The organism is Paucibacter sp. DJ2R-2, from assembly GCF_025717675.1.
GTDB lineage: Bacteria > Pseudomonadota > Gammaproteobacteria > Burkholderiales > Burkholderiaceae_C > Paucibacter_A.
Genome location: NZ_JAJIRT010000011.1, coordinates 1 through 26,255, shown reverse-complemented (window position 1 = coordinate 26,255; position 26,255 = coordinate 1). Strand labels below are relative to the sequence as shown.

Here is a 26,255-nt window from a genome sequence, read left to right as displayed (position 1 = left end):
ACTCTGCGGCTTGCCGGCCTGGCGCTGGCCGGCCTGTGCATTTGACAGGCGGCCTTGGCCGCAGAGCCAGCCACGCTTGAGCTGGGCTCGGACGTTGATGACCCGGTGATCGATACCGGACTCTTCAAGCAGCCTGTCTATGGCCGAGGCATTCAAGCGCCTGAAAATGCAGCTGGAGCGTGGCGAAATCGATGGCGAAACGATGCGCCGCCCTGCCCTCAAGCCGATCGAGCAGTTCGAGATCGGCAAGCAGGTTCCGATCACGACCTGGCTTTTGGGCGGCCAACCCGCAATTGCGCACCTTCACATGGCCGAACTGGCGCTTGATGACCCGAAACCGGTGCTCCACCTTGGCGTACCAACTTGTCAATCAGGCGGCCCATCTCTTCAAGGAACACGCGGCGCCACATGCGCTGGCTCAATGGCCCCAGTCCAAAACATGCCTGCTTCAGGAGCTGAACGGTGTCTGCCACTCAAGCTCCGTGCTTGCAGCTTTGCCGGGGGCATATGCTGACCCTGCTTAGCCTCGCAAGATCGAGAGAAGGCTGCTAGCCCACCAAAGACTAAATGAAGGCTACTAGCCCTCAAAGATCAAAAGAAGGCTACTAGCCTTCTTTTGTCCCGAAGATTTTGTCGCCGGCGTCGCCGAGGCCGGGAATGATGTAGCCCTGCTCATCCAGATGGCTGTCGATAGCCGCAGTCCAGCAGCGCACATCGGGGTGGGCCGCGGCAAGCGCGGCGACACCTTCGGGTGCGGCGACCAGCACCAGGGCACGGATGTCCTTGCAGCCGCGCTTCTTGAGCAGGTCGATGGTGGCGATCATGGAACCACCGGTGGCCAGCATCGGGTCAACGATCAGGGCGGTTCGCTCGTCGAGCTGGCCCACAAAGCGCTCGAAGTAATGGACCGGCTGCAGGGTCTCGTGGTCGCGGGCCAGGCCCACGACCGAGATCTTGGCGTTCGGAATCATGTCCAACACGCCGTCCATCATGCCCAGACCCGCACGCAAGATGGGCACGACCGTGACCTTGCGGCCAGCAATCTGGTCCACGGCCGTCGGGCCGCTCCAGCATTCGATCGTGGTCTTTTCCAGCGGAAAGTCGGCCGTCGCCTCATACGCCAGCAGACGCCCGACTTCGCCCGTCAGCTCGCGAAACTTCTTGGTCGAGATGTCGGCCTCGCGCATCAGACCAATCTTGTGTTTGACGAGGGGGTGCTGGACTTCAATGACGGCCATGGCTGTGCTCTTCTTGGGTGCGAAAAAGTGGGAGCCGCCGATTATCCCTGGCTGGGGCGGCGTTGGCGCAGCGCCTCGTAGAGGCACACCCCTGCTGCGACCGAGACATTCAGGCTTTCCACAGCGCCCAGCATGGGAATGCTGACCAGCTCATCGCAAGTCTTGGCGGTGAGCTTGCGCAGGCCGTCGCCCTCAGCGCCCAGCACCAGGGCCACCGGGCGGTTCAGATCGATGTCGTAGATCGACTTGGTCGCCTGGTCCGAGGTGCCGATGATCCAGATGTCGCGCTCCTTCAGTTCATTGAGCGAGCGAGCCAGGTTCGTCACCATGAGGTAAGGCACGGTCTCGGCCGCGCCGCTGGCGACCTTGGCCACGGTGGCGTTCAGGCCCACGGCATGGTCTTTGGGTGCGATCACGGCGTTGGCGCCGGCGCCATCGGCCACGCGCAGACAGGCGCCGAGGTTGTGCGGGTCGGTCACGCCGTCCAGCACCAGCAGCAAAGGCATCACCTCGGCCGCCTCCAGATCTTCCATCACGGCGTCGAGCGAATGTTGCATGGCCAGAGGCTGCACGCGGGCAACCACGCCCTGGTGGCGGCTGCTGCCGGCCAGCTTGCCCAGGCGATCGTCATCGCTGTCCACCAGCTTGGCGCCGGCCTCGGTGGCGCGCTCGACAAACTGGCGCATGCGCTGATCGCGCCGGCTGGCGTCGACATGGATCTCGCTGATCGATTTAGGGTGCGTCTTCAGGCGCACGGTCACGGCATGGAAGCCGAAGAGAATTTTGTTGCTGCTGCTCATCCCCGCATCGTAGCGGCTGCGCTCAACAAACCGATCAAAACCGGCTGATGCAGCATGTAGAAACTCAAGGACCAGCGGCCCAGCACCGCCAAGGGCTGCAGCGGCGCCGCCAAACCGCCGGCCAGCCAGGCCGGGCGCGCGGCCAACAGCCAACGGCCGCCGGCATAGCCCCAGAGCATCATGCCCAGCCAAGGCAGGACCGGCACATAGTCCTCGGCAATCGGCAAGCGCGTGACCAAGCCAACCCAGTTGGTCCAGCGACTGTCAAAGAAGGGATGAGTCCAAAACTGCGGCGCACTCCAGGCCAGCAGGCCCAAGCCCAGGCAAGCCCAAAGCGGCAAACGCGGCCCGAGCGCGCGCAGGATCAAGAGCATCAAGGCCATGCCGTGCAAGACGCCAAAGCTGATGAAGCTGCGCGGGAACATCAGCGCCGAACCGGCACTGACCAGCAAGGCACAGCCCGCCACCTGGGCCCAGCGCCGCCAGAAGCGCGACCAGGGCTGGCCCTGGTGCAAGGCCAGGGCCTGACCCAGGCCGGCGCAAAGCAGAAAGAGGCTGACGATGGCCGTGCGCTGACCGGTCCAGAAGGGGTCGCGATAGAAGTTCTGCGTGATCCAGCCAAAGTGGTTGAGGTCAAAGCAGAAATGGAAAGCCGCCATCCAGACGATGGCGGCGCCGCGCAAGGCGTCGAGGCGAGGCACCCGCCTCAGCACTGAGGTCGGGGCGGGAATCAGATCGGGTGCCAAAAGCGTGCCGCGAGAAGAGTCAGAATGGCGGCAGTCTACGGGCAAGCCACCCGAATCACGACGCCGGACTTGAAACGCGGCTCAGCACAACGATCTCAAGCGCTGATCTCCTGGACCCTCTTCACCTCGCCCGATGAAACTGCCCACCACCCTTGCCTCCCAAGCCGCCCTGCTCGCTCTGGCCTTGCTGGCCGGTGTGGCCTTGAGTGCCTGCTGGCCCAATACCGCGCAGAGCAAACCGCAGGCCGAGCCCCGCGCCGTGCAGCCGCGCGGCCCGCTCGACGCCGCTGAACAGAACAACATCAACGTCTTCAAAAAGGTCTCGCCTTCGGTGGTCCACATCACCACCTTGGCCCTGAGCCGCGACCTGTTTTCCATGAACATCACCCAGCAGCCGCGTGGCACCGGCAGTGGCTTCATCTGGGACGATGCCGGTCATGTGGTGACCAATTTCCACGTCATCCAGGACGGTGACGCGGCCACCGTCACGCTGTCCGACCAAAGCAGCTACCCGGCCAAACTGGTCGGCAGCTTCCCCGACCGCGACCTGGCCGTGTTGCGCATCGAAGCACCCAAGGAAAAGCTGGCGGCCATCGCCATCGGCAGCAGCCGCGAGTTGCAGGTGGGCCAATCGGTCTATGCCATCGGCAACCCCTTCGGCCTGGACCAGTCGCTGACCCTGGGCATCGTCAGTGCGCTCAACCGCGAGATCGAGTCCGTGACCCGCCGCACCATCCGCGGCGCCATCCAGACCGATGCGGCCATCAACCCGGGCAACTCGGGCGGCCCCCTGCTCGACTCGGCCGGCCGCTTGATCGGCGTCAACACCTCGATCTACAGCCCGAGCGGCGCCAGTGCCGGCATCGGTTTTGCGATTCCCGTGGACGAGGTCAACCGCATCGTGCCGCGCCTGATACGCGACGGCCGCCTGATTCGCCCGGCTCTGGGCATCACGGCCGCGCCGGACAACGTCAACCGGGCGCTCAAGCTGCCCAAGGGCGTGGCTCTGCTGCGTGTGACCCCAGGCAGCCCGGCAGCACAAGCCGGCTTGCAGGTGTTCGCCCGTGGCCGCGACGGCAGCGTGATCCCGGGCGACGTCATCACCGCCGTCAACGAAGAGCCGGTGCGTGACCTTGATGAAATGCTGAGCCTGCTCGAGCGACGCCAGGTCGGCGAGCGGGTGACTCTGAGCTTGTGGAATGCCGGCAAGACGCGCAAGCAGGCCGTGCAACTGGGCAGCGCCGACTGAAGCAACAAGCGGCACTCTTCAGGCGCTTTCCCGGCTGGCAGGGCGCCGGCGCTGTGATACCGTCAACTCAACCCGTCCTTATCCGCGACCCAGCCGACCGGCGATGAGCCCGCAACCCCAGCCCCCGTCGCCCCCCATCGTCAGCCCCGCGCCTGAACGCCCGAGTCTCGTCCGCACACTTCTGGCTTACTGGCCGGCCCTGCTGACCGCCGTCATCAGCCTGGGCCTGTGCATCGCCCTGGCCTGGCTGCGCCACGGTCAGACCTTGGCCGAAGAGCAGGTGCGGGTGCAGCAGGAGCTGAACGCCCTGCGCAGCCGGCTCGAGGCCGTGGCCCAAACCACCTTCGCGCCCACCTTGGGCCTGGAGGCACTGATTCGCCTGGACGGCGGTATTTCCGAGGCGCGCTTTCAAGCCATGAGCGGCCAGGTGATCCGACTGCTGCCTCACGTCCGCAGCATCGTCGCCGCACCCAATGATGTGGCGGAGTTCGTCTACCCCCTTGCCGGCAATGAAGCCGTCCTGAACCTGGACTACCGCACGATTCCACGCCAGCACGAGCAAATTCAGCGGGCGCGTCAGATGGGCCAGCCCTTGCTCGTCGGGCCGGTCAAGCTGGTGCAAGGGGGCTACGGCCTGATCCAGCGCGTGCCGGTCTTTCTGCCAAATCGGCAAGGCGAGGCTCCGCAATACTGGGGCGTGATCTCGGTCGTGGCGGACCTGCAACGCTTCATGCAAAACACCGGGCTGGAGGGGCGCAGCGACCTCCGCTTGGGCCTCTACCTGCCTGGCCTCAAAGCCGGCAGCCTGGGCGATGCGATCTGGGGTGAACGCGGCCTGACGCAAGGCCAGCCCATGCTGCTCACCGTGAATCTGCCGGGTGCCGTCTGGATGCTGGCAGGCGTCCCGGCCCAGGGCTGGAGCCAGGGTCCGAGCTGGCGCTCGATGGAAACGGTTTTAGCCGCGGGAGTGAGCCTGGCGCTGACCTGGCTGGCCGGCCTGCTGGTCTACCGCCGCCGTCTTCTGCTCATCCACAACCAAACCCTGGGCGAAGAGATCAATCGCAGCCGCCAGGTGCAGGCAGCACTGGATGCCGAACAAGCCCGCTTTCGCAGCCTGACCGAGCTGTCCACCGACTGGGTCTGGGAGCAGGACCGCGAATTGCGCCTGAGCTTTGTCTCGCGCCCGGCGGAACGCGCCACCCAAGTCCCCTCGCAACTCTTGCTGGGCCTCAAGCGCTGGGAGTCACCGGCCCTGGTGCCGGGCACAGATTGGTCGTCCCACCAGGCCATGCTGGAACGACACGAGCCCTTTCGTAACTTCGAATATGCACAGTATGCGGGCGACGGCAGCATCCGCCATGTCAGCGTCTCTGGGGTGCCCTTCTTCGATGCCCAAGGTCAGTTCGCCGGCTACCGTGGCACCGGTCGAAACATCAGCGCAGCCAAAATCGCGCAGCAGGCCTTGATGGAGTCGCAGGCGGCGCTCACCGACACCTTGAATCGCCTGCAAGCCATCCTCGACTCAGCCAGTGACGTTGCCATCATTGCCACCGATCTCGCCGGTCGCATCACCGTTTTCAACCGCGGCGCGGAGCGCATGCTGGGATACAACGAGCGCGAAATGCTGGGGCGCTACCCGGATTTTCTGCACCGGCGCGAGGAGGTGCAGCAACGCGCCGTGGAACTCAGCGCGGCCCTGGGCGAGACCATCCAGGGCTTTGACACCTTTGTGGCCATGGCGCGGGTGCATGGCAGCGAAACGCGGGTCTGGACCTATCTGCGCAAGGACGGCAGCGCGCTCGATGTCTCCTTGACCGTCAGCATGGTGCGCGACCGCGGCGGCCCGGCCATGGGCTATCTGGGCATCGCACGCGACATCACGGAGCAGCGCCAGGCTGAGCGCGCCCTGGTCCAGCTCAATTCCGAGCTGGAAGACCGGGTCAGCAGCCGCACGGCCGAATTGACCGAGGCCATGCACAACCTGCGCCAGGCACAGGACGAGCTGCTGCGCTCGGAAAAAATGGCGGCCCTGGGCTCGCTGGTGGCCGGTGTAGCCCATGAGCTCAACACCCCGCTGGGCAATTGCCTGACCACGGCATCGACCCTGGAGGAGCGCACGCGCGAAATCCAGGCCGAGTTCAATGGTCCGGGCATGCGCCGCCAACACCTGGCCGACTATTTGCGCGACGCCGGCACCGCAGCCAGCATCCTGCTGCGCTCGCTGAGCACCTCGACCGAGCTGGTGGCGCATTTCAAGCAACTCTCGGTCGACCAGACCAGCTCGCAGCGCCGCGTTTTCGATCTGGCCAGTGCCCTGGACGATGTGCTCAGCCTGCTGCGCCCGCGCCTGCGCACGACGCCCTATCAGGTGGTGTGCGAGGTGCACACACCGCGCCCGCTGGACAGCTACCCCGGCCCGCTGGGCCAGGTGATCAACAACCTGGTGCTGAACGCCCTGCTCCATGCTTTTGGCGGCCGCGATCATGGGCGTCTGTCCATCCGCGCCGATGAGCTCTCGCCCGACTGGCTGCTGCTGGTCGTGGAGGACGACGGTGTGGGCATGAGCGAGGCGGTACGGCGCCGTGCCTTCGACCCCTTCTTCACCACCAAGATGGGCAGCGGCGGCACCGGGCTGGGCCTCAACATCGTTTACAACATCGTCACCGGCATCCTGGGCGGCCAGATCGAACTCAGCAGCGAGTTGGGCAAGGGCAGCCGCTTCACCTTCCGCCTGCCCTATGTGGCACCGCAGCTCTCCGCCAAAGCCCAGGACCGGGCCCATGACCCCAGGCCGGTGCCGAAGCCACCAGACGCCTAGACTGGTGGAATGACCTCGCTCTCGATTCTCGACCTCGCCCCCATTGTTGAAGGCAGCGATGCACGCAGCGCTTTGCTCAACAGCATCGCCCTGGCGCGCCACGCCGACAGCCTGGGCTACCAACGCTTCTGGGTGGCCGAACACCACAATATGGACGGTGTGGCCAGCGCTGCCACCGCGGTCTTGATCGGCCAGCTGGCCGCCGCGACCACGCGCATCCGGGTCGGCTCGGGCGGCATCATGCTGCCCAACCATGCGCCGCTGACCGTGGCCGAAGCCTTTGGTACCCTGGCCACGCTCTACCCCGGCCGGATCGATCTGGGCCTGGGCCGCGCGCCGGGCACCGACGGCCCCACCATGCGGGCCCTGCGCCGCCACCTGAGCAGCGCTTCTGAGGACCGCTTCCCTGAAAATGTGATGGAGCTGCAGGCCTATCTGGCGCCGGCCCGAGAGGGGCAGCTCGTGCGCGCCATCCCCGGCCAGGGCACCGAGGTGCCGATCTGGCTGCTGGGCTCCAGCCTCTACAGCGCCCAGTTGGCGGCCTATCTGGGCCTGCCCTTTGCGTTTGCCTCGCACTTCGCGCCCGAGCTGCTGCAACAGGCGCTCGATCTCTACCGCAGCCAGTACCGGCCCAGCGCGGCACACCCGAAATCCCACGCCATGGTGGCGCTCAATGTGATCGTGGCCGACAACGACGCCGAGGCGGGCCGCTTGTTCAGCTCCTTGCAGCAGCGCTTTCTCGGCATGCAGCGCGGCCAGCGCGGGCCGCTGCCGCGGCCGGTGGACAGCATGGCGCCGCTGTGGGCCGCGGCCTCGCCTGCCGAGCGCCTGGGGGCTGAGCGCATGCTGGCCGAATCCATTGTCGGCTCGCCGATGACGGTGCGCGCGGGCCTGCGCGCCACGCAGGAGCGCACCGGCGCCGACGAGTTCATCGTCGCCGCGGCGGTGCATGATTTCCAGGCCCGGCTGCGCTCCTACGAGCTGCTGGCGCAGCTCGCGGAGCTCAAGAGCTGAGCTATTGCCCCTGAGCGTGAGGATTTTCGTAGCGAGCGGCTGTCAGGCTAGGCGGACGGTGCACAGGAACCGGAACGTACTTTGGTACGTGAGGATTCCGAGCACCGGACCAATGACGCCTGGCGGCCGCGCAGTAAAAAATCAGCCCAGGGCTTTGCGGGCGTTGCGGAACATCCGCATCCACGGGCTGTAGTCGCTGACATCGCCCGAAGTCCAGCTCAGCTGCACATTGCGGAACACGCGCTCCGGGTGCGGCATCAGCACGGTGAAGCGGCCATCGGCGGTGGTCACCGAGGTCAGGCCGTCCGGGCTGCCGTTGGGGTTGAGCGGATAGGTCTCGGTGGCTTGGCCCGAATGGTCAACATAGCGCATGGCGCGTGCGACCTGGGCCGCATCGCCGCGCTGCGAGAAGTCGGCAAAACCTTCGCCGTGCGCCACGGCGATGGGCAGGCGGCTGCCGGCCATGCCCTGGAAGAACAGGCTGGGCGACTCCAGCACTTCCACCATGGCCAGGCGGGCTTCGAACTGCTCGCTCTTGTTGCGCGTGAACTTGGGCCAGTGCTGCGCGCCCGGGATGATGGGCGACAGCGCCGCCATCATCTGGCAGCCATTGCACACCCCGAGGGCGAAGCTGTCACCGCGGGCGAAGAAGGCCTTGAACTGCTCGGCCAGCACCGGGTTGAACATCACCGAGCGGGCCCAGCCTTCGCCGGCGCCCAGGGTGTCGCCGTAGCTGAAACCGCCGCAGGCCACAAAGCCCTTGAACTGCTCCAGCGTCACTGCGCCGGCCTGCAGATCGCTCATGTGCACGTCATAGGTGTCGAAGCCCGCCTGCGCCATGGCGTAGCTCATTTCGACATGCGAGTTGACGCCTTGCTCGCGCAGGATGGCCAGCTTGGGGCGGGCGCCGGTGGCGATGAAGGGCGCGGCCACATCCACGTTCGGGTCGAAGCTCAGATGCACATGGCGGCCGGGGTCGCTGGCCAGGCCCGCCTGGGCATGCTCGCTGTCGGCGCAGGCCGGGTTGTCGCGCAGCTGGTTGATGCGCCAGGACACCTCGTCCCAGCTCTTGTGCAGGTGTTCCAGCGATTCGCTGTAGACCTTCTTGGCATCGCGCCAGACCTCGACCTGACCATTGCCATTGGGCTTGCCCACCACATGGCTGAGCTTGGACAGGCCATGGCGGCGCAGCACCTGCAGCACGGCGTCGCGGTCGGCCGTGCGCACCTGCAGCAGCACGCCCAGCTCTTCGCTGAACAAGGCCTTGAGCGTCAGCTCTTCGCGGCGCGCACCCACTTGCGTGGCCCAGTTCTTGGCATCGCCGGTGTCGGCGCGGCTGTCGCTGACGCCGTCCCCTTCGATGACCAGCATGTCGACATTGAGGCTCACGCCCACATGGCCGGCAAAAGCCATTTCGCAGGCCGTGGCCCAGAGGCCGCCGTCGCCGCGGTCATGGTAAGCCAGCAGCTGGCCGGCGGCGCGCAGCTCATTGACCGCAGCGACCAGGCTCTTGAGCAAGCCGGCGTCGTCCAGATCGGGCACGGCGCCGCCAAACTGGTTCAGGGTCTGGGCCAGGATGGAGCCGCCCATGCGGTGCTGGCCGGCACCCAGGTCGACCAGGATCAGGCTGCTGTCGCCGACATCGGTCTTGAGCTGAGGGGTCAACGTGCCGCGCACGTCGGCCACCGAGGCAAACGCGGTGATGATCAAGGAGACGGGGGCCGTCACCTGCTGCTCGCTGCCTTGCGCATCGCTCCAGCGGGTGCGCATGGACAGGGAGTCCTTGCCCACGGGGATGGACACGCCCAGGGCCGGGCACAGCTCCATGCCGACCGCCTTGACGGTGTCGAACAGGGCGGCGTCTTCACCGGGTTCGCCGCAGGCGGCCATCCAGTTGGCGCTGAGCTTGACGCGTGGCAGCTCGATCGGCGCGGCCAGCAGGTTGGTGATGGACTCGGCCACCGCCATGCGGCCCGAGGCCGGGCCGTCCACGGCCGCCAGCGGCGTGCGCTCGCCCATGGCCATGGCTTCACCGGCGAAGCCCTTGTAGTCGGCCAGGGTCACGGCGCAATCCGCCACCGGCACCTGCCAGGGGCCAACCATCTGGTCGCGGCTGTTCAGGCCACCGACCGTGCGGTCACCGATGGTGATCAGGAAGCGCTTGGAGGCCACGGTCGGGTGGCGCAGCACGGTCTGGGCCACGCTGGCCAGGCTGACGCCGTTCAGGTCCAGGCTGCCGGCATCGCGGGCGACGCGGCTGACCTCGCGGTGCATCTTGGGCGGCTTGCCCAGCAGCACGTCCATGGGCATGTCCACGGCGCGCTGGCCGCCGGGGCCGTCTTCCAGGATCAGCTCGCGCTGCTCGGTGGTCACGCCGACCACGGCGAAGGGGCAGCGCTCGCGCTCGCACATGCGCTGGAACAGGTCCAGGCTGTCGGCGGCAATGGCCAGCACATAGCGCTCCTGGCTCTCGTTGCACCAGATTTCCTTGGGCGCCATGCCGGACTCTTCCAGCGGCACCTTGCGCAGATCGAAGACCGCGCCGCGATGGGCGTCGTTGACCAGCTCGGGGAAGGCATTGGAGATGCCACCGGCGCCCACATCGTGGATGGCCAGGATGGGGTTCTTCTCGCCCAGACCCCAGCAGTGGTTGATCACCTCCTGCACACGCCGCTCGATCTCGGGGTTACCACGCTGCACCGAGTCGAAGTCCAGGTCGGCGGTGTTGGTGCCGGCCGCCATCGAGCTGGCGGCGCTGCCGCCCATGCCGATGCGCATGCCGGGGCCGCCCAGCTGCACCAGCAGGGAGCCGGCGGGAAACTCGATCTTCTGCGTCTGGTCGTCGCGGATGGCGCCCAGGCCACCGGCGATCATGATGGGCTTGTGATAGCCGCGCTGAATGCCATCCACCTTCTGCTCGTAGACGCGGAAGTAGCCGTTCAGATTGGGGCGGCCGAATTCGTTGTTGAAGGCCGCGCCACCGAGCGGGCCTTCGATCATGATCTGCAAGGCGCTGGCGATGTGGCTGGGCTTGCCGACCGGGTTTTGCTCCCAGGGCTCGCTCAGGCCCGGCAGGTGCAGGTTGGAGACCGAAAAGCCGGTCAGGCCGGCCTTGGGGCGGGAGCCGCGGCCAGTGGCGCCTTCGTCGCGGATTTCACCGCCGGCGCCGGTCGAGGCACCGGGGTAGGGCGAGATGGCGGTCGGGTGGTTGTGGGTCTCGACCTTCATCAGCACATGGGCCAGCTCCTCGCGGGCCTGGTACTGAGGGGCGCGTTGGTCGCCGGCCGGCATCCAACGCTCGATGTGGTGGCCTTCCATGACCGAGGCATTGTCCGAATAGGCCTTGACCGTGTGCTGCGGGCTCAGCTTCTCGGTGTTGCGGATCATGCCGAACAGGCTCAGATCCTGGTCGACGCCGTCGACCGTGAACTTGGCATTGAAGATCTTGTGACGGCAATGCTCGGAATTAGCCTGCGCGAACATCATCAGCTCGACGTCGCTGGGGTTGCGCTTCAAGGTCTGGAAGGCGTTCTCGAGGTAATCGATTTCGTCTTCGGACAGGGCCAGGCCGAAGGTCTTGTTGGCGGCCACCAGGGCGGCGCGGCCCTGGCCCAGCACATCGACATGCTCCAGCGGCTGGGCCGTCTTTTCGTCGAACAGGTGGGCGGCGTCCTCGCGGGCCAGCAGCACGCTCTCGGTCATGCGGTCGTGCAGCAGATCGGCACAGGCGATCAGCTCGGCCTGGCTCAGGGTCTTGGTGCCGCCCAGCAGGCCGCTCTTGAGGGTGATGCGGTACTCGGTGACGCGCTCGACGCGGTGGATGTTCAGGCCGCAGTTGTGGGCGATGTCGGTGGCCTTGGAAGCCCAGGGGCTGACCGTGCCCAGGCGCGGCGCCACCACCACCAGATGGCCGTCTTCGCCGCCTGCGTAGACGTCGCCATAGTTCAGAAGCGCGGCCAGCTTGGCGCCAGCGTCCGCATCCAGGGCCGCATCGGCCCAGACCCAATGCACATGGCGCGCTTGCACACTGTTGATACGTTCGTTGATCGCCTGCAGCTGCGGCAGCAAGGCCTGAGCCCGGAAGGCGGATAGAGCGTTGCCGCCCTCGAAAGAAAGCAAGTGCTTGGGTGTTGCCATGGTGTCCCGCGTGGATGGCACGGCCAAGATGCCGTGTGAAGGTGCGGGATTCTACCGAGAGCGCGGGACCTGGCCGGACAAAGCAACGAAGGGGCCTGCCAAGAATTCCTGGCGGCCCCTCTTTGCTTCAGCGTTCCCGCGCTTCAGCGCTCGGTTTTCATGGCATGGACGATGGCGTCCACGCGGTCCAGCAGGGCGCCCTGATCCAGAGTGGTCAGCTCTCGGCCCTTGAGAACGCGGCGACCGCCGACCCAGACGTCGGAGACATGCTCGCGGCCGGCCACGTAGACCAGCTGCGCGTCGGCGTGGTAGACCGGGCGGCATTCCAGCGCGTCGAGCGAGACGGCCACCACATCGGCCAGCTTGCCCACTTCCAGCGAGCCCAGATCCGCCTCGCGGCCCATGGCCTTGGCGGCGCGGATGGTGGCCATTTCCAGCGCGGTACGGGCCGAGACGGTGGTGCTGTTTTGCGTCGTGCCCTTGGCCAGCAAGGCGGCAGCGCGGATCTCACCGAACATATCCTGGCGGTTGTTGGAGGCCGCGCCATCGGTGCCGAGGATGGTGTTGACGCCTGCCGCCTCCAGCGCCGTGATCGGCGCCACGCCCGAGGCCAGCTTGAGGTTGGAGTTGGGGTTGTGCACCAGATGCACGCCCTGGCGGGCCAGCATGGCGATTTCGTCCTCGTTCAGGTGCACCATGTGCACGGCCATCATCTTGCTGTTCAACAGGCCCAGCTTGTTCAGGCGCTCCAGCGGACGCATGCCGTACTGCTTCAGGCTGCCTTGCACCTCATCTTCGGTTTCGTGGATGTGGCAGTGCATCTGGAGGTCCAAGCGCTCGGACAGCTCGCGCAGCTTGACGAAGGTCTCGTCCGACACGGTGTAGGGCGCATGCGGCGCGCTGGTCCAATCCAGCAAGGCCTCCCCCTTGAACTGCTCGTAGGCGGCCACGCCCTTGGCGATGTAGTCGTCCGGGCCAGAGGCATAGCCGGTGGGGAAGTCGATCACATTGATGGACACGCCGGCGCGGATGCCCGAATCCACCGCGGCGCGGGCCATGGCCGTGGGGAAGAAATACATGTCATTGAGGTAGGTGACGCCACCGCGCAAGGCCTCGGCGGCCGAGAGCAGGCTGCCCTGGTAGGTCCAGTCCTCGCTGACCCACTTCTTCTCCAACGGCCAAATGTGGTTGTTGAGCCAGTCCATCAGCGGCACATCGTCGGCCACGCCGCGCAGCAGGGACATGGCCGAATGGGTGTGGCCATTGATCAGACCGGGGATCAGCACATGTTGACCCAGTTCCACGCGCTCCGCATCGGGGAACTGCGCTTCAGCCTCGGCCCAGGGCAGGATGGCGGCGATGCGCTCGCCCTTCATGACCAGGGCGTGCTCGTTCAGCACCTCGCTGCCGGGGGTCATGGTCAGCAGCCAGCGGGCTTTCAGGATCGTCGTCGTGCTCATGTTCGGGAACTCCGGGGATGAATGGGTGGATGGGGCCAGACTTTAGGCGGCGGGGCGGTCGAACGATGGGTCAAACACCTGCTCAAAAAGCGCCAGAAGTCGCGGGCCATCGACGGCCACGCAGACCTGCTGCACGGGGCTCTGGTCCCAGGGGGCCGTCAGACTGGCCGCGGGCCGGGTGTTCTGGATGGTCTGGCCCACGGCCAGGCCCTCGGTCACCACCCGCACCGGGCCGGCGCGCAGGGTGAACAGGCTCGGGTCGATGGCATAGGCAATCGCGCTGGCGTCATGGCCGTAGATGCCCTCGATGCCGGCCACGTTGTGATAGAAGTCCTGGTAGTGGCGGGTGGCCTGCCAGAGAAACTCGCCCACCGCAGCGCCCTGCCCGCCCCGGCCGCGCAGGCCGTCGAGGTAGGACTCCTGCATCACCACCGCATGGGTCACGTCCAGACCGACGACCACCACCGGCCAGGGCGCGGCCAACACCTGATCGGCCGCCTCGGGGTCGTTGATGATGTTGGCTTCGGCCACGGGCGTGACATTGCCGCTGTGGCCGTTCGTGCCAAAAGCGCCGCCCATGATGATGACCTGGGCCACCTTGGCGGCGATGCCGGGGTCATGCTGCAGGGCCAGGGCCAGATTGGTCATGGGACCGACGGCGATCAGCGTGATCTCGCCCGGTTCGGCATTGACCATGTCGCAGATCAGCTCATGCGCAGGGCGCGGGTCGAGCGGGGCCAGGTTTTGATCAGTCAGGGCCAATTCGGCGCGGCCGCCCAAGCCGTCTTCACCATGAACATGGGTGGAATGCGGCCGCGCGGCATGCGCGAACAAAGGGCCTGCAGCGCCGGCGGCGACGGGCACCGGTTGGCCGTAAAAGGCGCAGAGCGCGCGCGCATTGCGCGTGGTCACATCGATCGAGGCATTGCCGAACACCGAGGTCACGGCGCGCAGCTTCAGCGTCGGATGACGGGCCAGCAGGAACAGCGCCATGGCGTCGTCAATGCCGGGGTCGGTGTCGAAAATCACCGAGCGGGGGCGGTGCGAGAGATCAGTCATGACGGTACTGCTTCCAAAAACTCACTCGGAGAAGCCAATCGCTTCTCCTTCATCATTGATTCGTTCAGAGCGGCGCAAACGCGGCGCCCAATTCAGCGCGGCGCGGCATGGCATCTTGCACCCCGGGGCGGCTGACCGCCAGCGCAGCAGCGGCTTGCCCGAGGCGAACGGCCGCTTGCGCGCTCTGCCCTTCGGCCAAAGCTGCGGCCAAGCCGCCGACCAGGGTGTCGCCGGCGCCGACGGTCTCCACCGCCTTGACCGCTTGGGCCGGCAACAAGACCTGACCCTCGGCATTGCACAGCAATGCGCCCTTGGCGCCCAGCGACACCAGCACCTGGGCCGGCCCACGGGCACGCAAACACTCTGCCGCGGCGGCGACATCGAGCGATGCATCGCCGGCAGCCATCAACAAAGCCTCGGTCTCATTGACCACCAGCCAGTCGCTGAGCGCCAGCAGCTCGGCCGGCACAGCCAGGGCCGGCGCGGCATTGAGTACCGTGATGGCACCGGCCGCCCGCGCAATTTCGAAGGCCGCCAGAATGGCCGGCACCGGCACCTCCAGCTGAGCCACCACCACGGCGCTGGCTTGCAGTTGCTCACGGGCAGCTTGAACATCGGCCGTGCTCAGCTGGGCATTGCTGCCCGGCACGTAGACGATGGCGTTCTCGCCGTCGCGGCTGGCCACCATGATGACGGCGATTCCTGGCAAAGCTTCAGGGTCGCGGTGCACGGCGCGGCAATCGATGCCCTCACCCTCCAGCGCCTGCAGCAGCTCACTGCCGTACTGGCGCGTGCCTACGCGCGACAGAAAAGCCGCATGGGCACCGAGGCGGGCCGCAGCCACAGCCTGGTTGGCGCCCTTGCCTCCGGGTGTCATCACAAAGCACTCTCCCACCAGAGTCTCGCCCGGCTCGGGCAAGCGCTCGGAATGGGCCAGCATGTCGATATTGAGGCTGCCGACCACGGTCACGCTGCGTGCTGTCATCTTGAGTTCTACCGATTTCAAAATCAGGGGGCGACCAGTGCCGCCTCGGGTGCGGCCGTGCTCTCGCGCACAACCAGGCGCGGGGTCAACAAAACATCTTTCAGAGCGGCACCCGGGTTCTCGATGCGTTCGATCAGCACGCGGCCGGCCTCATGGCCCAGCTCCTTGATGGAGCAGCCCACCGTGGTCAGCGCCGGAAAGACGTAGCGGCTGAGCTCGATGTCGTCGAAACCGACCACCGAGAGCTGCTGCGGCACGCGCAGGCCCAACTCTGCAGCAGCGCGCAGCGCGCCGACCGCCATCATGTCGTTGCTGGCGAAGATGCCGGTGAAGGGCGCGTCGGCGCCAAGCGCTGGCTGGGCTTGAGCCATCAGCAGGCGCCGCGCGGCGTCGTAGCCGCCGGGGCTGCTGAAATCGCTCTCGATCACCCAGCGCTCGTCCGGCGTGATGCCTGCTTCCTGCAGGGCACGGCGCCAGCCCTCGATCCGCTCGCGCGCCACTTCAAACTCGGCCGGGCCGCTGATGCAAGCGATGCGGCGGTGGCCGAGCTCGATCAGATGGCGCACGGCCTTGTAAGCGCCTTGCTGGTTGTGCACCGACACCCGGTCGGCGCGCGCGCCCGGCACCAGACGGTCCACGGTCACCGAGGGCACGCTGGCCAGCTTGAAGATGCGGGCCAGGGCTTCGTCGTCGCCGGCCGAGGACAGCAGCAGGCCATCCACGCGTTTTTCCAGCAAGGTGCGCATGTACTGCTGCTGGCGCTTGGGGTCGTTGTCGGAATTGCAGAGGAACACCGAATAGCCCGCCAGACGGCAGCTCTCTTCGACGCCGCAGACCAGTTCGGCGAAGAAGGGGTTCTGCACATTGGGCACGAGCACGCCAACGATCTTGGTTTCGCTCTTGCGCAGCGAGCGCGCCACCGCGCTGGGCAGGTAGCCGATTTCCTCGACTGCGGCCAAGACACGGCGGCGCGCATCGGCACTGACCGGGCGGGTCTCGTTCAGCACATGGGACACGGTGGTGAAGGACACCCCGGCCAGGGCTGCGACATCTTTGATGGTGCTCACAGGATCAACACTCGCACGGTCTCGCTGACGGACAGCTCTGGCTTCTGCACCGAAATGCCGAAAACCGAGCTATCTCTCTTTTGATGTGACTTATTGGGGTTGGCAAACGTTTGCCAACGAGGCCGAAGCATAGCCGATGCAAGACGCATTCTGCGCACATGCAAACTGGGAATTTGCGCAAAGCAGGGTTTGAGCGCTTGAACCGGCGTCGATCGACACTCGATCAGAGCCAATTTCGACCCTCCGCCGGCACGACCAGCAAGACCGAGACGCAAAAAAACAGCCCCTGCGGCCGATGACCGGCAGGGGCTGCATTGTGACCTGCGGCAGCAGGCCAACGGACCGGGATCAACCCGGTCTGCGGGCGACGCTCAACGCTCGCCGATGGGCTTGACGTTGCGCGAGTTGGCGCCGACGAAGAGCTGACGCGGACGGCCGATCTTGTACTCCGGGTCGCCAATCATTTCGTTCAACTGGGCGATCCAGCCGACCGTGCGGGCCAAGGCGAAGATGGCGGTGAACAGCGGCACCGGGATGCCGATGGCGCGCTGCACGATGCCCGAGTAGAAGTCGACGTTCGGATAGAGCTTGCGGGCGACGAAGTATTCGTCTTCCAGCGCGATCTTTTCCAGCTTCATGGCCAGTTCGAACAGCGGGTCGTCCTGCAGGCCCAGCTCGCCCAAGACCTCGTAGCAGGTCTCGCGCATCAGCTTGGCGCGCGGGTCGTAGTTCTTGTAGACGCGGTGACCGAAGCCCATCAGCTTGACGCCGGAGTTCTTGTCCTTGACCTGCTTGATGAACTCGCCAATCTTGTCGACGCCGCCCTGCTTCTGGATGTCACCCAGCATGTTCAGGCAAGCCTCGTTGGCGCCACCGTGAGCGGGGCCCCACAAGCAGGCCACGCCGGCCGCGATGGCAGCAAACGGATTTGTACCCGACGAGCCGCACAGGCGCACGGTCGAGGTCGAAGCGTTCTGCTCGTGGTCGGCGTGCAGGGTGAAGATGCGGTCCATGGCGCGCACCAGCACGTCATTGGGCTTGTAATCCTCGCAGGGAGTGGCGAACATCATGCGCATGAAGTTGCCGGCGTAGCTGAGGTCGTTCTTCGGGTAGATGTAGGGCTGACCGATGGTGTACTTGTAGGCCATGGCCACCAGGGTCGGCATCTTGGCAATCAGGCGGATCGCCGCGATCTCACGATGCTCGGGGTTATTGATGTCGGTGCTGTCGTGATAGAAGGCCGACATGGCACCCACCAAGCCGGTCATCACGGCCATCGGGTGTGCGTCGCGGCGGAAGCCACGCAGGAAGAACTGCATCTGCTCATTCACCATGGTGTGGTGCATGACGCGGTTCTCGAAATCGCCCTTCTGCGTCTCGTTCGGCAGCTCTCCGTAGAGCAGCAGATAGCAGGTCTCGAGATAGTCGCAGTTGACGGCCAGCTGCTCAATCGGGTAGCCGCGGTACAGCAGCTCGCCCTTGTCACCGTCGATATAGGTGATGGTGGAGTTGCACGACGCCGTGGACAGGAAGCCCGGGTCGTAGGTGAACTTGCCCGTCTGCGCGTACAGCTTGCGGATGTCGATCACATCCGGGCCGACCGAACCCTTGTAAATGGGCAGGTCCATTTGCGGGCTGCCGTCGGAGAACGACAGGGTGGCTTTGACGTCAGACGGTGTCATGAGCAGGTCCTTTGACTTCTTGGGAAAACTTTTACGGGGCAGTCCTGATGAGGCTCAGGACTTCTTCAACATCGGGGCGCAGCAAGTCGCCTTCGGGCTCCTTGCGGCGCAGCAGCAGGTCCAGCAGATCGTTATCGGACAAATCCATCAAATCCCGCAGCCCTTGGGCTTGCGCTTCGGTCAGGCTGTCCGCGTAAGTGTTGAAGAAGCGCTCGATCAAGAGATCGTTCTCCAACAAACCGCGCCGGCAACGCCAGCGCAGCTTGGACAGGGCGCGCTCGTCGATCAGCGCGTCCGGTGCAGGGGTGATGGCAGCTGCTGTGCTCATGGCCAGGGCGGGTGCAGGCGCGTCAAACAGCGCGGCGCACCATCATTTCCTTGATCTTGCCGATGGCCTTGGTGGGGTTCAGACCCTTGGGGCAGACATCGACGCAGTTCATGATGGTGTGGCAACGGAAGAGGCGGTACGGATCTTCCAGATTGTCCAGGCGCTCGGCCGTGGCTTGGTCGCGGCTGTCGGCGATGAAACGATAGGCCTGCAGCAGACCGGCGGGACCGACGAACTTGTCCGGGTTCCACCAGAAGCTGGGGCAGCTGGTCGAGCAGCTGGCGCACAGGATGCACTCATACAGGCCGTTCAGCTCGTCGCGCTCTTCAGGGAACTGCAGACGCTCCTTGTCAGGCAGCGGCGTGTCGTTGATCAGGAAAGGCTTGATCGAGTTGTACTGCTTGAAGAACTGCGTCATGTCGACGATCAGGTCCCGCACCACCGGCAGGCCCGGCAGCGGCTTGAGCACCACAACACCTGGCAAGGTGCGCATATTGGTCAGGCAAGCCAGACCGTTCTTGCCGTTGATGTTCATGGCGTCGGAGCCGCACACGCCTTCGCGGCAGGAGCGGCGGAAGCTCAGGGTCGGGTCGACCTGTTTGAGCTTCATCAGCGCGTCCAGCAGCATGCGCTCGGAGCCGTCCAGCTCGACCTCGAGGGTCTGCATATAGGGCTTGGCATCCTTGTCCGGGTCGTAGCGGTAGATCTGGAAGGTACGCTTGGTCATGGGGTGTCCTTGATATTCGGGTCGCAGGTGGTCGGTGCGGAGTCGATCAGAAGGTGCGAACCTTCGGCGGGATCGACTCGACCGTCAGCGGCTTCAGATTGACCGGCTTGTAGTCCAGGCGGTTGCCGGCCGAATACCAGAGCGTGTGCTTCATCCACTGCGCATCATTGCGGCCGTTCGGGTGCTCGGGCGTGTCGCCGTAGTCATTGACCGTGTGCGCGCCGCGGCTTTCGGTGCGGGCCGCGGCCGACACGATGGTGGCTTGCGCCGCCTCGATCAGGTTTTCAACTTCCAGAGCCTCGATGCGCGCGGTGTTGAAGACCTTGGACTTGTCTTTCAGGGTGATGTTCTTCACCCTGGCGGCGATCTCGGCGATCTTGCCCACACCTGCGTTGAGCGACTCCTGGGTACGGAACACACCGGCGTGCAGCTGCATGGCGGCGCGCAAGTCGTTGGCCACATCCTGGGCGTACTCGCCCGAGCTGCTCTGGTCCAGACGCTCCAGGCGAGCGACCGACTGCGCGCCAGCGTCGGCCGGCAGCGCCTTGTGCAGCTTCTGTTTCAGGCCCGACTCGACGATGTGGTTGCCGGCCGCGCGGCCGAAGACGAGCAGGTCCAGCAGCGAGTTCGTGCCCAGGCGGTTGGCGCCGTGCACGCTGACGCAAGCACATTCGCCCACAGCGTACAGGCCATTGACCACCGCATTCGGGTTGCCGTCCTTGGGCGCCACAACCTGACCGTAAATATTGGTCGGGATGCCACCCATCTGATAGTGGATGGTCGGCACCACCGGGATGGACTCCTTGGTGATATCGACGTTGGCGAAGTTGTGGCCGATCTCGAACACCGAGGGCAGGCGCTTCATGATGGTCTCGGCGCCGAGGTGGGTCATGTCCAGCTCGATATAGTCCTTGTTGGGACCACAGCCACGGCCTTCCTTGATCTCCTGGTCCATGCAGCGGGACACGAAGTCACGCGGCGCCAGGTCCTTCAGCGTCGGTGCATAGCGCTCCATGAAGCGCTCGCCATTGCAGTTGCGCAGGATCGCGCCTTCGCCACGGCAGCCTTCGGTCAGCAGCACGCCTGCACCGGCCACGCCGGTCGGGTGGAACTGCCAGAACTCCATGTCTTCCAGCGGGATGCCGGCACGCGCCGCCATGCCCAAGCCGTCACCGGTGTTGATGAAGGCATTGGTAGACGCCGCGAAGATGCGACCGGCACCACCGGTGGCCAGCAAGACAGTCTTGGCCTCCATGATGTGCAGTTCGCCGGTTTCCATTTCCAACGCGGTCACACCGACCACATCGCCGGCCTCGTCCTTGATCAGGTCCAGGGCCATCCACTCGACGAAGAACTGCGTCTTGGCCTTGACGTTCTGCTGGTACAGGGTGTGCAGCATGGCGTGACCGGTACGGTCGGCCGCAGCGCAGGCACGCTGCACCGGCTTTTCGCCGTAATTGGCGGTGTGGCCGCCGAAGGGACGCTGGTAGATGGTGCCGTCGGCGTTTCGGTCGAAGGGCATGCCGAAGTGCTCAAGCTCGTACACCACCTTGGGCGCTTCGCGACACATGAACTCGATCGCGTCCTGGTCACCCAGCCAGTCCGAACCCTTGACGGTGTCGAAGAAGTGATAGTGCCAGTTGTCCTCGCTCATATTGCCCAGCGAAGCGCTGACGCCACCCTGAGCGGCCACGGTGTGCGAGCGGGTCGGGAAAACTTTGGACAGCACGGCCACATTCAGGCCGGCCAGAGAGAGCTGCAAGGATGCGCGCATGCCCGAGCCACCGGCTCCGACGATGACCACATCAAACTTGCGCTTAGGAATTGTCTTGTTGTTCGCCACCGTCATCACAGTCTCCACAGCACTTGGATCGCCCAGCCGGCGCAACCCACCAACCACACCAGCGTGACCACCTGCAGAGTCAGGCGCAGCGCGACCGACTTCACATAGTCCATCCAGATATCCCGAACACCGACCCACGCGTGGTAGGCCAGCGAAATGATGACCACAAAGGTCAGAACCTTCATCCACTGCTGCGAGAAGATGCCCGCCCAGCGGTCGTAGCCGAGTTCACCGGGCATCAGGAACTGCGCCAGCAAGACCACCGTGAACAAAGCCATCAGGACGGCCGTGACACGTTGTGCCAGCCAGTCACGCAGACCGTAATGCGCACCGACAACGATGCGTTTGGAGCCAAAAGTACTCATTGTTTGTCTCTTCTTTCCTAGATGGCCATCGATCAGTACAGGCCGAACAGCTTGGCGCCCAGCAGCAAGGTCAGCAACACACTCAAAGCCAGCGTGATGACGGCCGAGTTGTGGCCCTGCTCCTTGCTCACGCTGTGGGTGGCGTCCATCCACAGATGGCGCACGCCAGCGATGAAGTGGTGCAGATAGCCCCAGATCAGGCCCAGCACGGTCAGCTTGACGAACCAGGCAGGCACGAAGCCAATGCCGGCCACAAAAGCGTTGGTGAAGCTCTCGTAGGAGATTTCCGAAGTGACGCTGGCGTCAAACATCCAGATGATGAAGGGCAGCAGCAGGAACATCAGCAGGCCGCTGATGCGATGCAGGATGGACACGATGCCGGCCGGCGGCAGACGGTAGGAGATGATCTCGGTCACATGGATGTTGCGATAGACCGGTCGATTTTTTGCTTTTGAATTGCTGGCGTCTGTCATACCCAACCTTTGTAATCAACGTGAAACCACGGGAGTTTATTGCAATGCAGCACGAGGGCTGCCGAAACAAGTGCGCCGGACACAACGCAGAGAGTGGCAATTCACTGCTGCAAGACTCAGTTCAGCTCATTGCGGTAGAAGTGCGAGGCCGTGTTGTAGAGGCCGCGGCGCAACTCTACCGGTTTATCCCCATAGGTGAATGACAGGCGCTCCACGCTGAGCAAGGGCGTCCCAGGCGCGACCTGCAGCAAGGCCGCGCTTTCGGCGTCGGCGGGCACCGCCCGGATCTTCTCCTGAGCACGGATCATGTGGACCCCGAACTCGGTCTCGAACAAGCCATAGAACGGACCGCGGTGCTGGTTCAAGAGTTCGCTGCTGAGGCCTTTGAACAGCTGCCCTGGCAACCAGATGTCATCCAGGACCACGGGCTCGCCCTTGCTATGCAACAAGCGGCGCACTTCAAGCATGGGGTCGCCGGTGCGCAACTGCAGCTGGCGCGCGATGGCCGCCGGCGCACGCAGGCGCTTGCAATCGAGCAATTGGCGCCCCAGCGATTCGCTGCCCTCATCGGGCATCAAGCGCAAAAAACGGTACTGCTGCTTCTGTTCGGCATGGGTGCTGACAAACGTCCCCTTGCCCTGGCGCCGCACCAACAAATTCTCGGCTGCCATCTCGTCAATGGCCTTGCGCACGGTGCCTTGGCTGACGCCAAAACGCGCTGCCAACTCCAGCTCGCTCGGGATGGCCTCGCCGGCCTTCCACTCACCGGCCTGCAAACGGCCGATCAGCAAGCCCTTGATCTGCCGGTAGAGCGGACTGAACGCAGCCGAACCGAGGCCGAGCGAGGCGCCGGCCGCGACATCCGAGCCGAGCTCTGCCACGCCGCCTTTGTCGGCGGGCGAACGCATTTTCGTGATGACGCTGGAAGGCGGGCTGACGGGCATGGCCGGCATTGCAGCACAGGCAAGGCGACCGAGTCCAGACGGATCATCAAATCCGAGCACTCAAGTCTTGTATAAGACACAAGACTGTCAGATTTTCACCATAAAGCCCGGTTTTGCAGCCCCAATCTGCAAGCCAAACGAGCCCCAGCATAGGGGAATGCCCGGAGTCTGTCCTACACTTGCCGCGCACTCGCTGCGCCCGGCCTGGTTCACCGCCGGCTCAGGCAAGCGGCTCGTCCGCAGGGCAGCGTCCAGCGAATTTTTTGCAGTACCGATTCGTTTCTACATCCCAACCTTCGGAGTCACTCCATGAGCAAGAAACCCGTTCGCGTTGCCGTCACCGGCGCCGCCGGCCAAATTGGCTATGCCCTGCTGTTCCGCATCGCCTCCGGCGAAATGCTGGGCAAGGACCAGCCCGTGATCCTGCAATTGCTGGAAGTGCCCGTCGAAGGCCCGCAAAAAGCGCTCAAGGGCGTGATCATGGAGTTGGAAGACTGCGCGTTCCCTCTGCTGGTCGGCATTGAAGCCCACAGCGACCCGATGCAAGCCTTCAAGGACACCGACTACGCCCTGCTGGTCGGCTCGATGCCGCGCAAGGCCGGCATGGAGCGTGCCGAGCTGCTTTCCATCAACGGCCAGATCTTCACGGCCCAGGGCAAGGCCCTGAACGCCGTGGCTTCGCGCAACGTCAAGGTGCTGGTGGTCGGCAACCCCGCCAACACCAATGCTTACATCGCCATGAAGTCGGCCCCGGACCTGCCGGCCAAGAACTTCACCGCCATGCTGCGCCTGGACCACAACCGCGCCGCTTCGCAGATCGCCGCCAAGACCGGCAAGCCGGTGGCCGCCATCGAGAAACTGGCTGTGTGGGGCAACCACTCGCCGACCATGTATGCCGACTACCGCTACGCCACCATCGACGGCGCCTCGGTCAAGGACATGATCAACGACCAGGTCTGGAACAAGGACACCTTCTTGCCCACCGTGGGCAAGCGCGGTGCCGCCATCATCGAAGCACGCGGCCTGTCCTCGGCTGCCTCGGCCGCCAACGCCGCCATCGACCACATGCGCGACTGGGCCCTGGGCACCCAAGGCAAGTGGGTCACCATGGGCATCCCCTCGAACGGCGAATACGGCATCCCCAAGGAAGTCATGTTCGGCTATCCCGTCACCTGCGAAGGCGGCGAATACAAGATCGTCGAAGGTCTGGAGATCGATGCCTTCTCGCAAGAGTGCATCAAGAAGACTCTGGACGAACTGCTGGCCGAGCAAGACGGTGTTAAGCACCTGCTGTGATGCCGCTGAAGCCCGCAGCGCGGGCTGTTTGAACTGAGAATCGGGCCGGCATGGCATTCATGCCGGCCCGATTTGTTTCCACCACATCGCCTGAACCACGCAACGAGTCCGACCGTCATGAGCGCCCTGCCTGCCCTGCACCCCAAACTGGCCCTGTTCGAGGACGGAGACCGTGCCGTCAGCCTTCCCGTGGTCGACCACTACTGCGGCGTCGAGGCACGCATGCGCAAAAGCCTGGAGTTGCAAGCCGAGATGGGCCCGGTGTTCGACATCACCCTGGACTGCGAGGACGGCGCGCCGATTGGCGGCGAGGCCGAGCATGTGCAATGCGTGAACGAACTGCTGAACAGCAGCCTGAACCGCCATGGCCGGGTCGGGGCTCGCGTCCACCCTTTCGATCACCCGGCGTTTGAAGCCGATGTCGAAGGCCTGCTGGCCGGCTCGGGCGAGTGCCTGGCCTATTTGATGATCCCCAAGCCTCGTAGCGCGGCCGATCTCCAACACGCCTGTGACTTCATCGACGCGAGCTTGCTGCGCCACGGCATCGCCAAGCCCCTGCCCTTGCACACCCTGATCGAAACCCATGGAGCGCTGCGTGATGTCGCGCAGATCGCGGCCCACCCTCGGATCGAATCGCTGTCCTTCGGGCTCATGGACTTCGTCTCGGCCCATCGCGGCGCCATTCCTCGCCATGCACTGACGGCCGAAGGCCAATTCAGCCACCCGCTGGTGGCGCGCGCCAAGTTGGAGATTGCTGCGGCAGCCCATGCCCATGCCAAAACCCCATCGCATTGCGTCGTGACCGAATTCAAAGACAGCGCCGCCTTGCAGCAAGCCGCCAGCCGGGCCGCGCGTGAGTTCGGCTACACCCGCATGTGGAGCATCCACCCCGCCCAGATCCAGCCCATCCTCGACGCTTTTGCGCCCAGCGCTGCCGAGCTCGATGAGGCACTGGAGATCATCCAAGCGGCCCAAGCCGCACAGTGGGCGCCCATCCAGCACCGCGACAGCTTGCATGACCGGGCCAGCTATCGCTATTTCTGGCATGTGCTGGAGCGCGCTCACCGCACCGGCCAGCCCCTGCCGATCGAGGCACGCCAAGCCTACTTTGCAGGCGAGTACGACGCCGCTTAAGGCTGGTGGCAGGCAGGCACCCCTGCTTGCATTTGCTGGCAAACGATTACCCCAGCCGCCTCGGTGCGGAGCGACAATGGTGGCATTCCGAATGCATCTGCCTCAAGAGGCCTCAACTGTCATGAACACCCGATTGAAATCGACTGTGATCGCCTTCGCACTGGCGGCCGTGAGCGCAAGTTCCTGGTCGGCAGCCGTGGAGAGCGCCAAGCCGCGCAACCGCCTGGCGGCCAAGCTCAAGCCAGCCGCTGCTACGGCAGCGCCCGAGATCGCCACCGAGGATCACAGCCCCCTGAGCGAAGAGCAGTTGGCTGTGGCGCCCCATGTGCATGCCGGCGAAGCCAATTGCGAATTCAAAAGCAAGGTGTCCGTGACCCCCCACCCCGAGCAGCCGGGCCGCTTCCGCCTGCAATTCGGCCGCACCATCTACAACATGGCGCCGGAGCCGACCACGACCGGCGCGGTCCGACTTGAGGACAAGCAAGCCGGCGTGGTCTGGCTGCAGATTCCAGCCAAGTCCATGCTGATGAACACCCGCATCGGCCAGCGCTTGGTGGACGGTTGCCAGCACGCCGAGCAAGTGGCCATGGCCCAGGTGAACGAGCCCCTGACCGAGGGCGGAATCGGCATCACCCCGAGCGAGCCGCAAACGCCGCCACCAGCTCCTGCAGCGAAGGCCGCTGGCAAGAAACGCAAGTAAAGAAAGAGGGCCTAGGCCCTGCCAACAAAAAGAGACCCGAGGGTCTCTTTTGTTTTGTGCGGAACGCGGCGGCTGCTGCCGCCCCGCTTCACTCGCCCAGATAAGCCGCCCGCACCTTGGGGTCATTGAGCAAGGCCTGACCCTCGCCCGTCATGGTCACCAGCCCCGACTCCATCACATAGCCTCGGTT

Annotated in this window: 22 protein-coding genes and 1 pseudogene; 6 read left to right on the top strand and 17 right to left on the bottom strand. The window is 65.0% G+C overall.

Annotation, left to right across the window (positions count from 1 at the left end):
* Window positions 1-124 precede the first annotated feature (124 nt).
* The 4 genes from LNV28_RS20940 to LNV28_RS20925 all read right to left on the bottom strand — a co-directional run bounded on the left by LNV28_RS20940 (window position 125) and on the right by LNV28_RS20925 (window position 2,748).
* Window positions 125-370, bottom strand: coding sequence for a hypothetical protein (locus LNV28_RS20940; protein ID WP_263520200.1), 246 nt, complete (start codon window positions 368-370; stop codon window positions 125-127).
* A 235-nt stretch (window positions 371-605) separates the two neighbouring features.
* Window positions 606-1,238: a uracil phosphoribosyltransferase gene (upp, locus tag LNV28_RS20935; protein ID WP_263520044.1), complete on the bottom strand. Its 633-nt coding sequence runs from the start codon at window positions 1,236-1,238 to the stop codon at window positions 606-608.
* 41 nt (window positions 1,239-1,279) lie between these two features.
* Window positions 1,280-2,038 (bottom strand): 23S rRNA (guanosine(2251)-2'-O)-methyltransferase RlmB, encoded by a 759-nt coding sequence (gene rlmB, locus LNV28_RS20930; protein WP_263520043.1) that lies wholly within the window; start codon window positions 2,036-2,038, stop codon window positions 1,280-1,282.
* On the bottom strand, window positions 2,035-2,748 hold the full coding sequence (locus LNV28_RS20925) for an acetyltransferase domain-containing protein (RefSeq protein WP_263520191.1): 714 nt from the start codon (window positions 2,746-2,748) through the stop codon (window positions 2,035-2,037). The genes rlmB and LNV28_RS20925 overlap by 4 nt, the downstream gene beginning before the upstream one ends.
* A 169-nt stretch (window positions 2,749-2,917) precedes the next feature.
* Here LNV28_RS20925 and LNV28_RS20920 point away from each other — a divergent pair, with 169 nt between their 5' ends.
* The 3 genes from LNV28_RS20920 (at window position 2,918) to LNV28_RS20910 (ending at window position 7,865) form a co-directional block, all read left to right on the top strand.
* The gene (locus LNV28_RS20920; RefSeq protein WP_263520042.1) at window positions 2,918-4,033 is read left to right on the top strand and encodes a S1C family serine protease; all 1,116 of its coding nucleotides are present in this window, start codon (window positions 2,918-2,920) and stop codon (window positions 4,031-4,033) included.
* Window positions 4,034-4,136: 103 nt separating this feature from the next.
* Window positions 4,137-6,851: a PAS domain S-box protein gene (locus LNV28_RS20915; RefSeq protein WP_263520041.1), complete on the top strand. Its 2,715-nt coding sequence runs from the start codon at window positions 4,137-4,139 to the stop codon at window positions 6,849-6,851.
* Window positions 6,852-6,860: 9 nt separating this feature from the next.
* On the top strand, window positions 6,861-7,865 hold the full coding sequence (locus tag LNV28_RS20910; RefSeq protein ID WP_263520040.1) for an LLM class flavin-dependent oxidoreductase: 1,005 nt from the start codon (window positions 6,861-6,863) through the stop codon (window positions 7,863-7,865).
* Between the two features lie 141 nt (window positions 7,866-8,006).
* Here the strand turns inward: LNV28_RS20910 and purL are convergent, their stop codons facing one another.
* The 12 genes from purL to LNV28_RS20850 all read right to left on the bottom strand — a co-directional run bounded on the left by purL (window position 8,007) and on the right by LNV28_RS20850 (window position 22,935).
* Complete coding sequence (gene purL / locus LNV28_RS20905; protein ID WP_263520039.1) at window positions 8,007-12,002, bottom strand: phosphoribosylformylglycinamidine synthase; 3,996 nt, start codon at window positions 12,000-12,002, stop codon at window positions 8,007-8,009.
* A 143-nt stretch (window positions 12,003-12,145) separates the two neighbouring features.
* A complete protein-coding gene (locus tag LNV28_RS20900; protein ID WP_263520038.1) occupies window positions 12,146-13,462 on the bottom strand; it encodes a TRZ/ATZ family hydrolase in 1,317 nt (438 codons plus the stop codon).
* A 42-nt stretch (window positions 13,463-13,504) separates the two neighbouring features.
* The gene (locus LNV28_RS20895; RefSeq protein ID WP_263520037.1) at window positions 13,505-14,521 is read right to left on the bottom strand and encodes a nucleoside hydrolase; all 1,017 of its coding nucleotides are present in this window, start codon (window positions 14,519-14,521) and stop codon (window positions 13,505-13,507) included.
* Window positions 14,522-14,585: 64 nt separating this feature from the next.
* Window positions 14,586-15,506 (bottom strand): ribokinase, encoded by a 921-nt coding sequence (locus LNV28_RS20890; protein ID WP_263520036.1) that lies wholly within the window; start codon window positions 15,504-15,506, stop codon window positions 14,586-14,588.
* A gap of 23 nt (window positions 15,507-15,529) precedes the next feature.
* Window positions 15,530-16,573, bottom strand: coding sequence for a LacI family DNA-binding transcriptional regulator (locus LNV28_RS20885; RefSeq protein WP_263520035.1), 1,044 nt, complete (start codon window positions 16,571-16,573; stop codon window positions 15,530-15,532).
* A gap of 371 nt (window positions 16,574-16,944) precedes the next feature.
* Window positions 16,945-18,255: a citrate synthase gene (gene gltA / locus LNV28_RS20880; protein WP_263520033.1), complete on the bottom strand. Its 1,311-nt coding sequence runs from the start codon at window positions 18,253-18,255 to the stop codon at window positions 16,945-16,947.
* A gap of 31 nt (window positions 18,256-18,286) precedes the next feature.
* Window positions 18,287-18,583, bottom strand: a complete 297-nt coding sequence (locus LNV28_RS20875) for an FAD assembly factor SdhE (RefSeq protein WP_263520032.1) — start codon at window positions 18,581-18,583, stop codon at window positions 18,287-18,289.
* 22 nt (window positions 18,584-18,605) lie between these two features.
* Window positions 18,606-19,310: a succinate dehydrogenase iron-sulfur subunit gene (locus LNV28_RS20870; RefSeq protein ID WP_263520031.1), complete on the bottom strand. Its 705-nt coding sequence runs from the start codon at window positions 19,308-19,310 to the stop codon at window positions 18,606-18,608.
* A gap of 46 nt (window positions 19,311-19,356) precedes the next feature.
* Window positions 19,357-21,159 carry a succinate dehydrogenase flavoprotein subunit gene (sdhA, locus tag LNV28_RS20865; RefSeq protein WP_263520030.1) on the bottom strand — a complete coding sequence of 601 codons (1,803 nt, stop codon included), beginning with the start codon at window positions 21,157-21,159 and terminating at the stop codon, window positions 19,357-19,359.
* Window positions 21,159-21,518, bottom strand: coding sequence for a succinate dehydrogenase, hydrophobic membrane anchor protein (gene sdhD, locus LNV28_RS20860; protein ID WP_263520028.1), 360 nt, complete (start codon window positions 21,516-21,518; stop codon window positions 21,159-21,161). The genes sdhA and sdhD overlap by 1 nt, the downstream gene beginning before the upstream one ends.
* Before the next feature lie 32 nt (window positions 21,519-21,550).
* Window positions 21,551-21,991 carry a succinate dehydrogenase, cytochrome b556 subunit gene (gene sdhC / locus LNV28_RS20855; RefSeq protein WP_263520027.1) on the bottom strand — a complete coding sequence of 147 codons (441 nt, stop codon included), beginning with the start codon at window positions 21,989-21,991 and terminating at the stop codon, window positions 21,551-21,553.
* Between the two features lie 116 nt (window positions 21,992-22,107).
* Complete coding sequence (locus LNV28_RS20850; protein ID WP_411970006.1) at window positions 22,108-22,935, bottom strand: GntR family transcriptional regulator; 828 nt, start codon at window positions 22,933-22,935, stop codon at window positions 22,108-22,110.
* A 309-nt stretch (window positions 22,936-23,244) separates the two neighbouring features.
* Here LNV28_RS20850 and LNV28_RS20845 point away from each other — a divergent pair, with 309 nt between their 5' ends.
* The 3 genes from LNV28_RS20845 (at window position 23,245) to LNV28_RS20835 (ending at window position 26,065) form a co-directional block, all read left to right on the top strand.
* Window positions 23,245-24,231: a malate dehydrogenase gene (locus LNV28_RS20845; protein WP_263520026.1), complete on the top strand. Its 987-nt coding sequence runs from the start codon at window positions 23,245-23,247 to the stop codon at window positions 24,229-24,231.
* Between the two features lie 117 nt (window positions 24,232-24,348).
* Window positions 24,349-25,365, top strand: a complete 1,017-nt coding sequence (locus LNV28_RS20840; RefSeq protein WP_263520025.1) for an HpcH/HpaI aldolase/citrate lyase family protein — start codon at window positions 24,349-24,351, stop codon at window positions 25,363-25,365.
* A 121-nt stretch (window positions 25,366-25,486) separates the two neighbouring features.
* On the top strand, window positions 25,487-26,065 hold the full coding sequence (locus LNV28_RS20835; protein WP_263520024.1) for a ParB N-terminal domain-containing protein: 579 nt from the start codon (window positions 25,487-25,489) through the stop codon (window positions 26,063-26,065).
* Between the two features lie 88 nt (window positions 26,066-26,153).
* Here LNV28_RS20835 and LNV28_RS20830 read toward each other — a convergent pair.
* Window positions 26,154-26,255, bottom strand: a pseudogene (locus LNV28_RS20830) (ABC transporter ATP-binding protein); the annotation flags it as partial.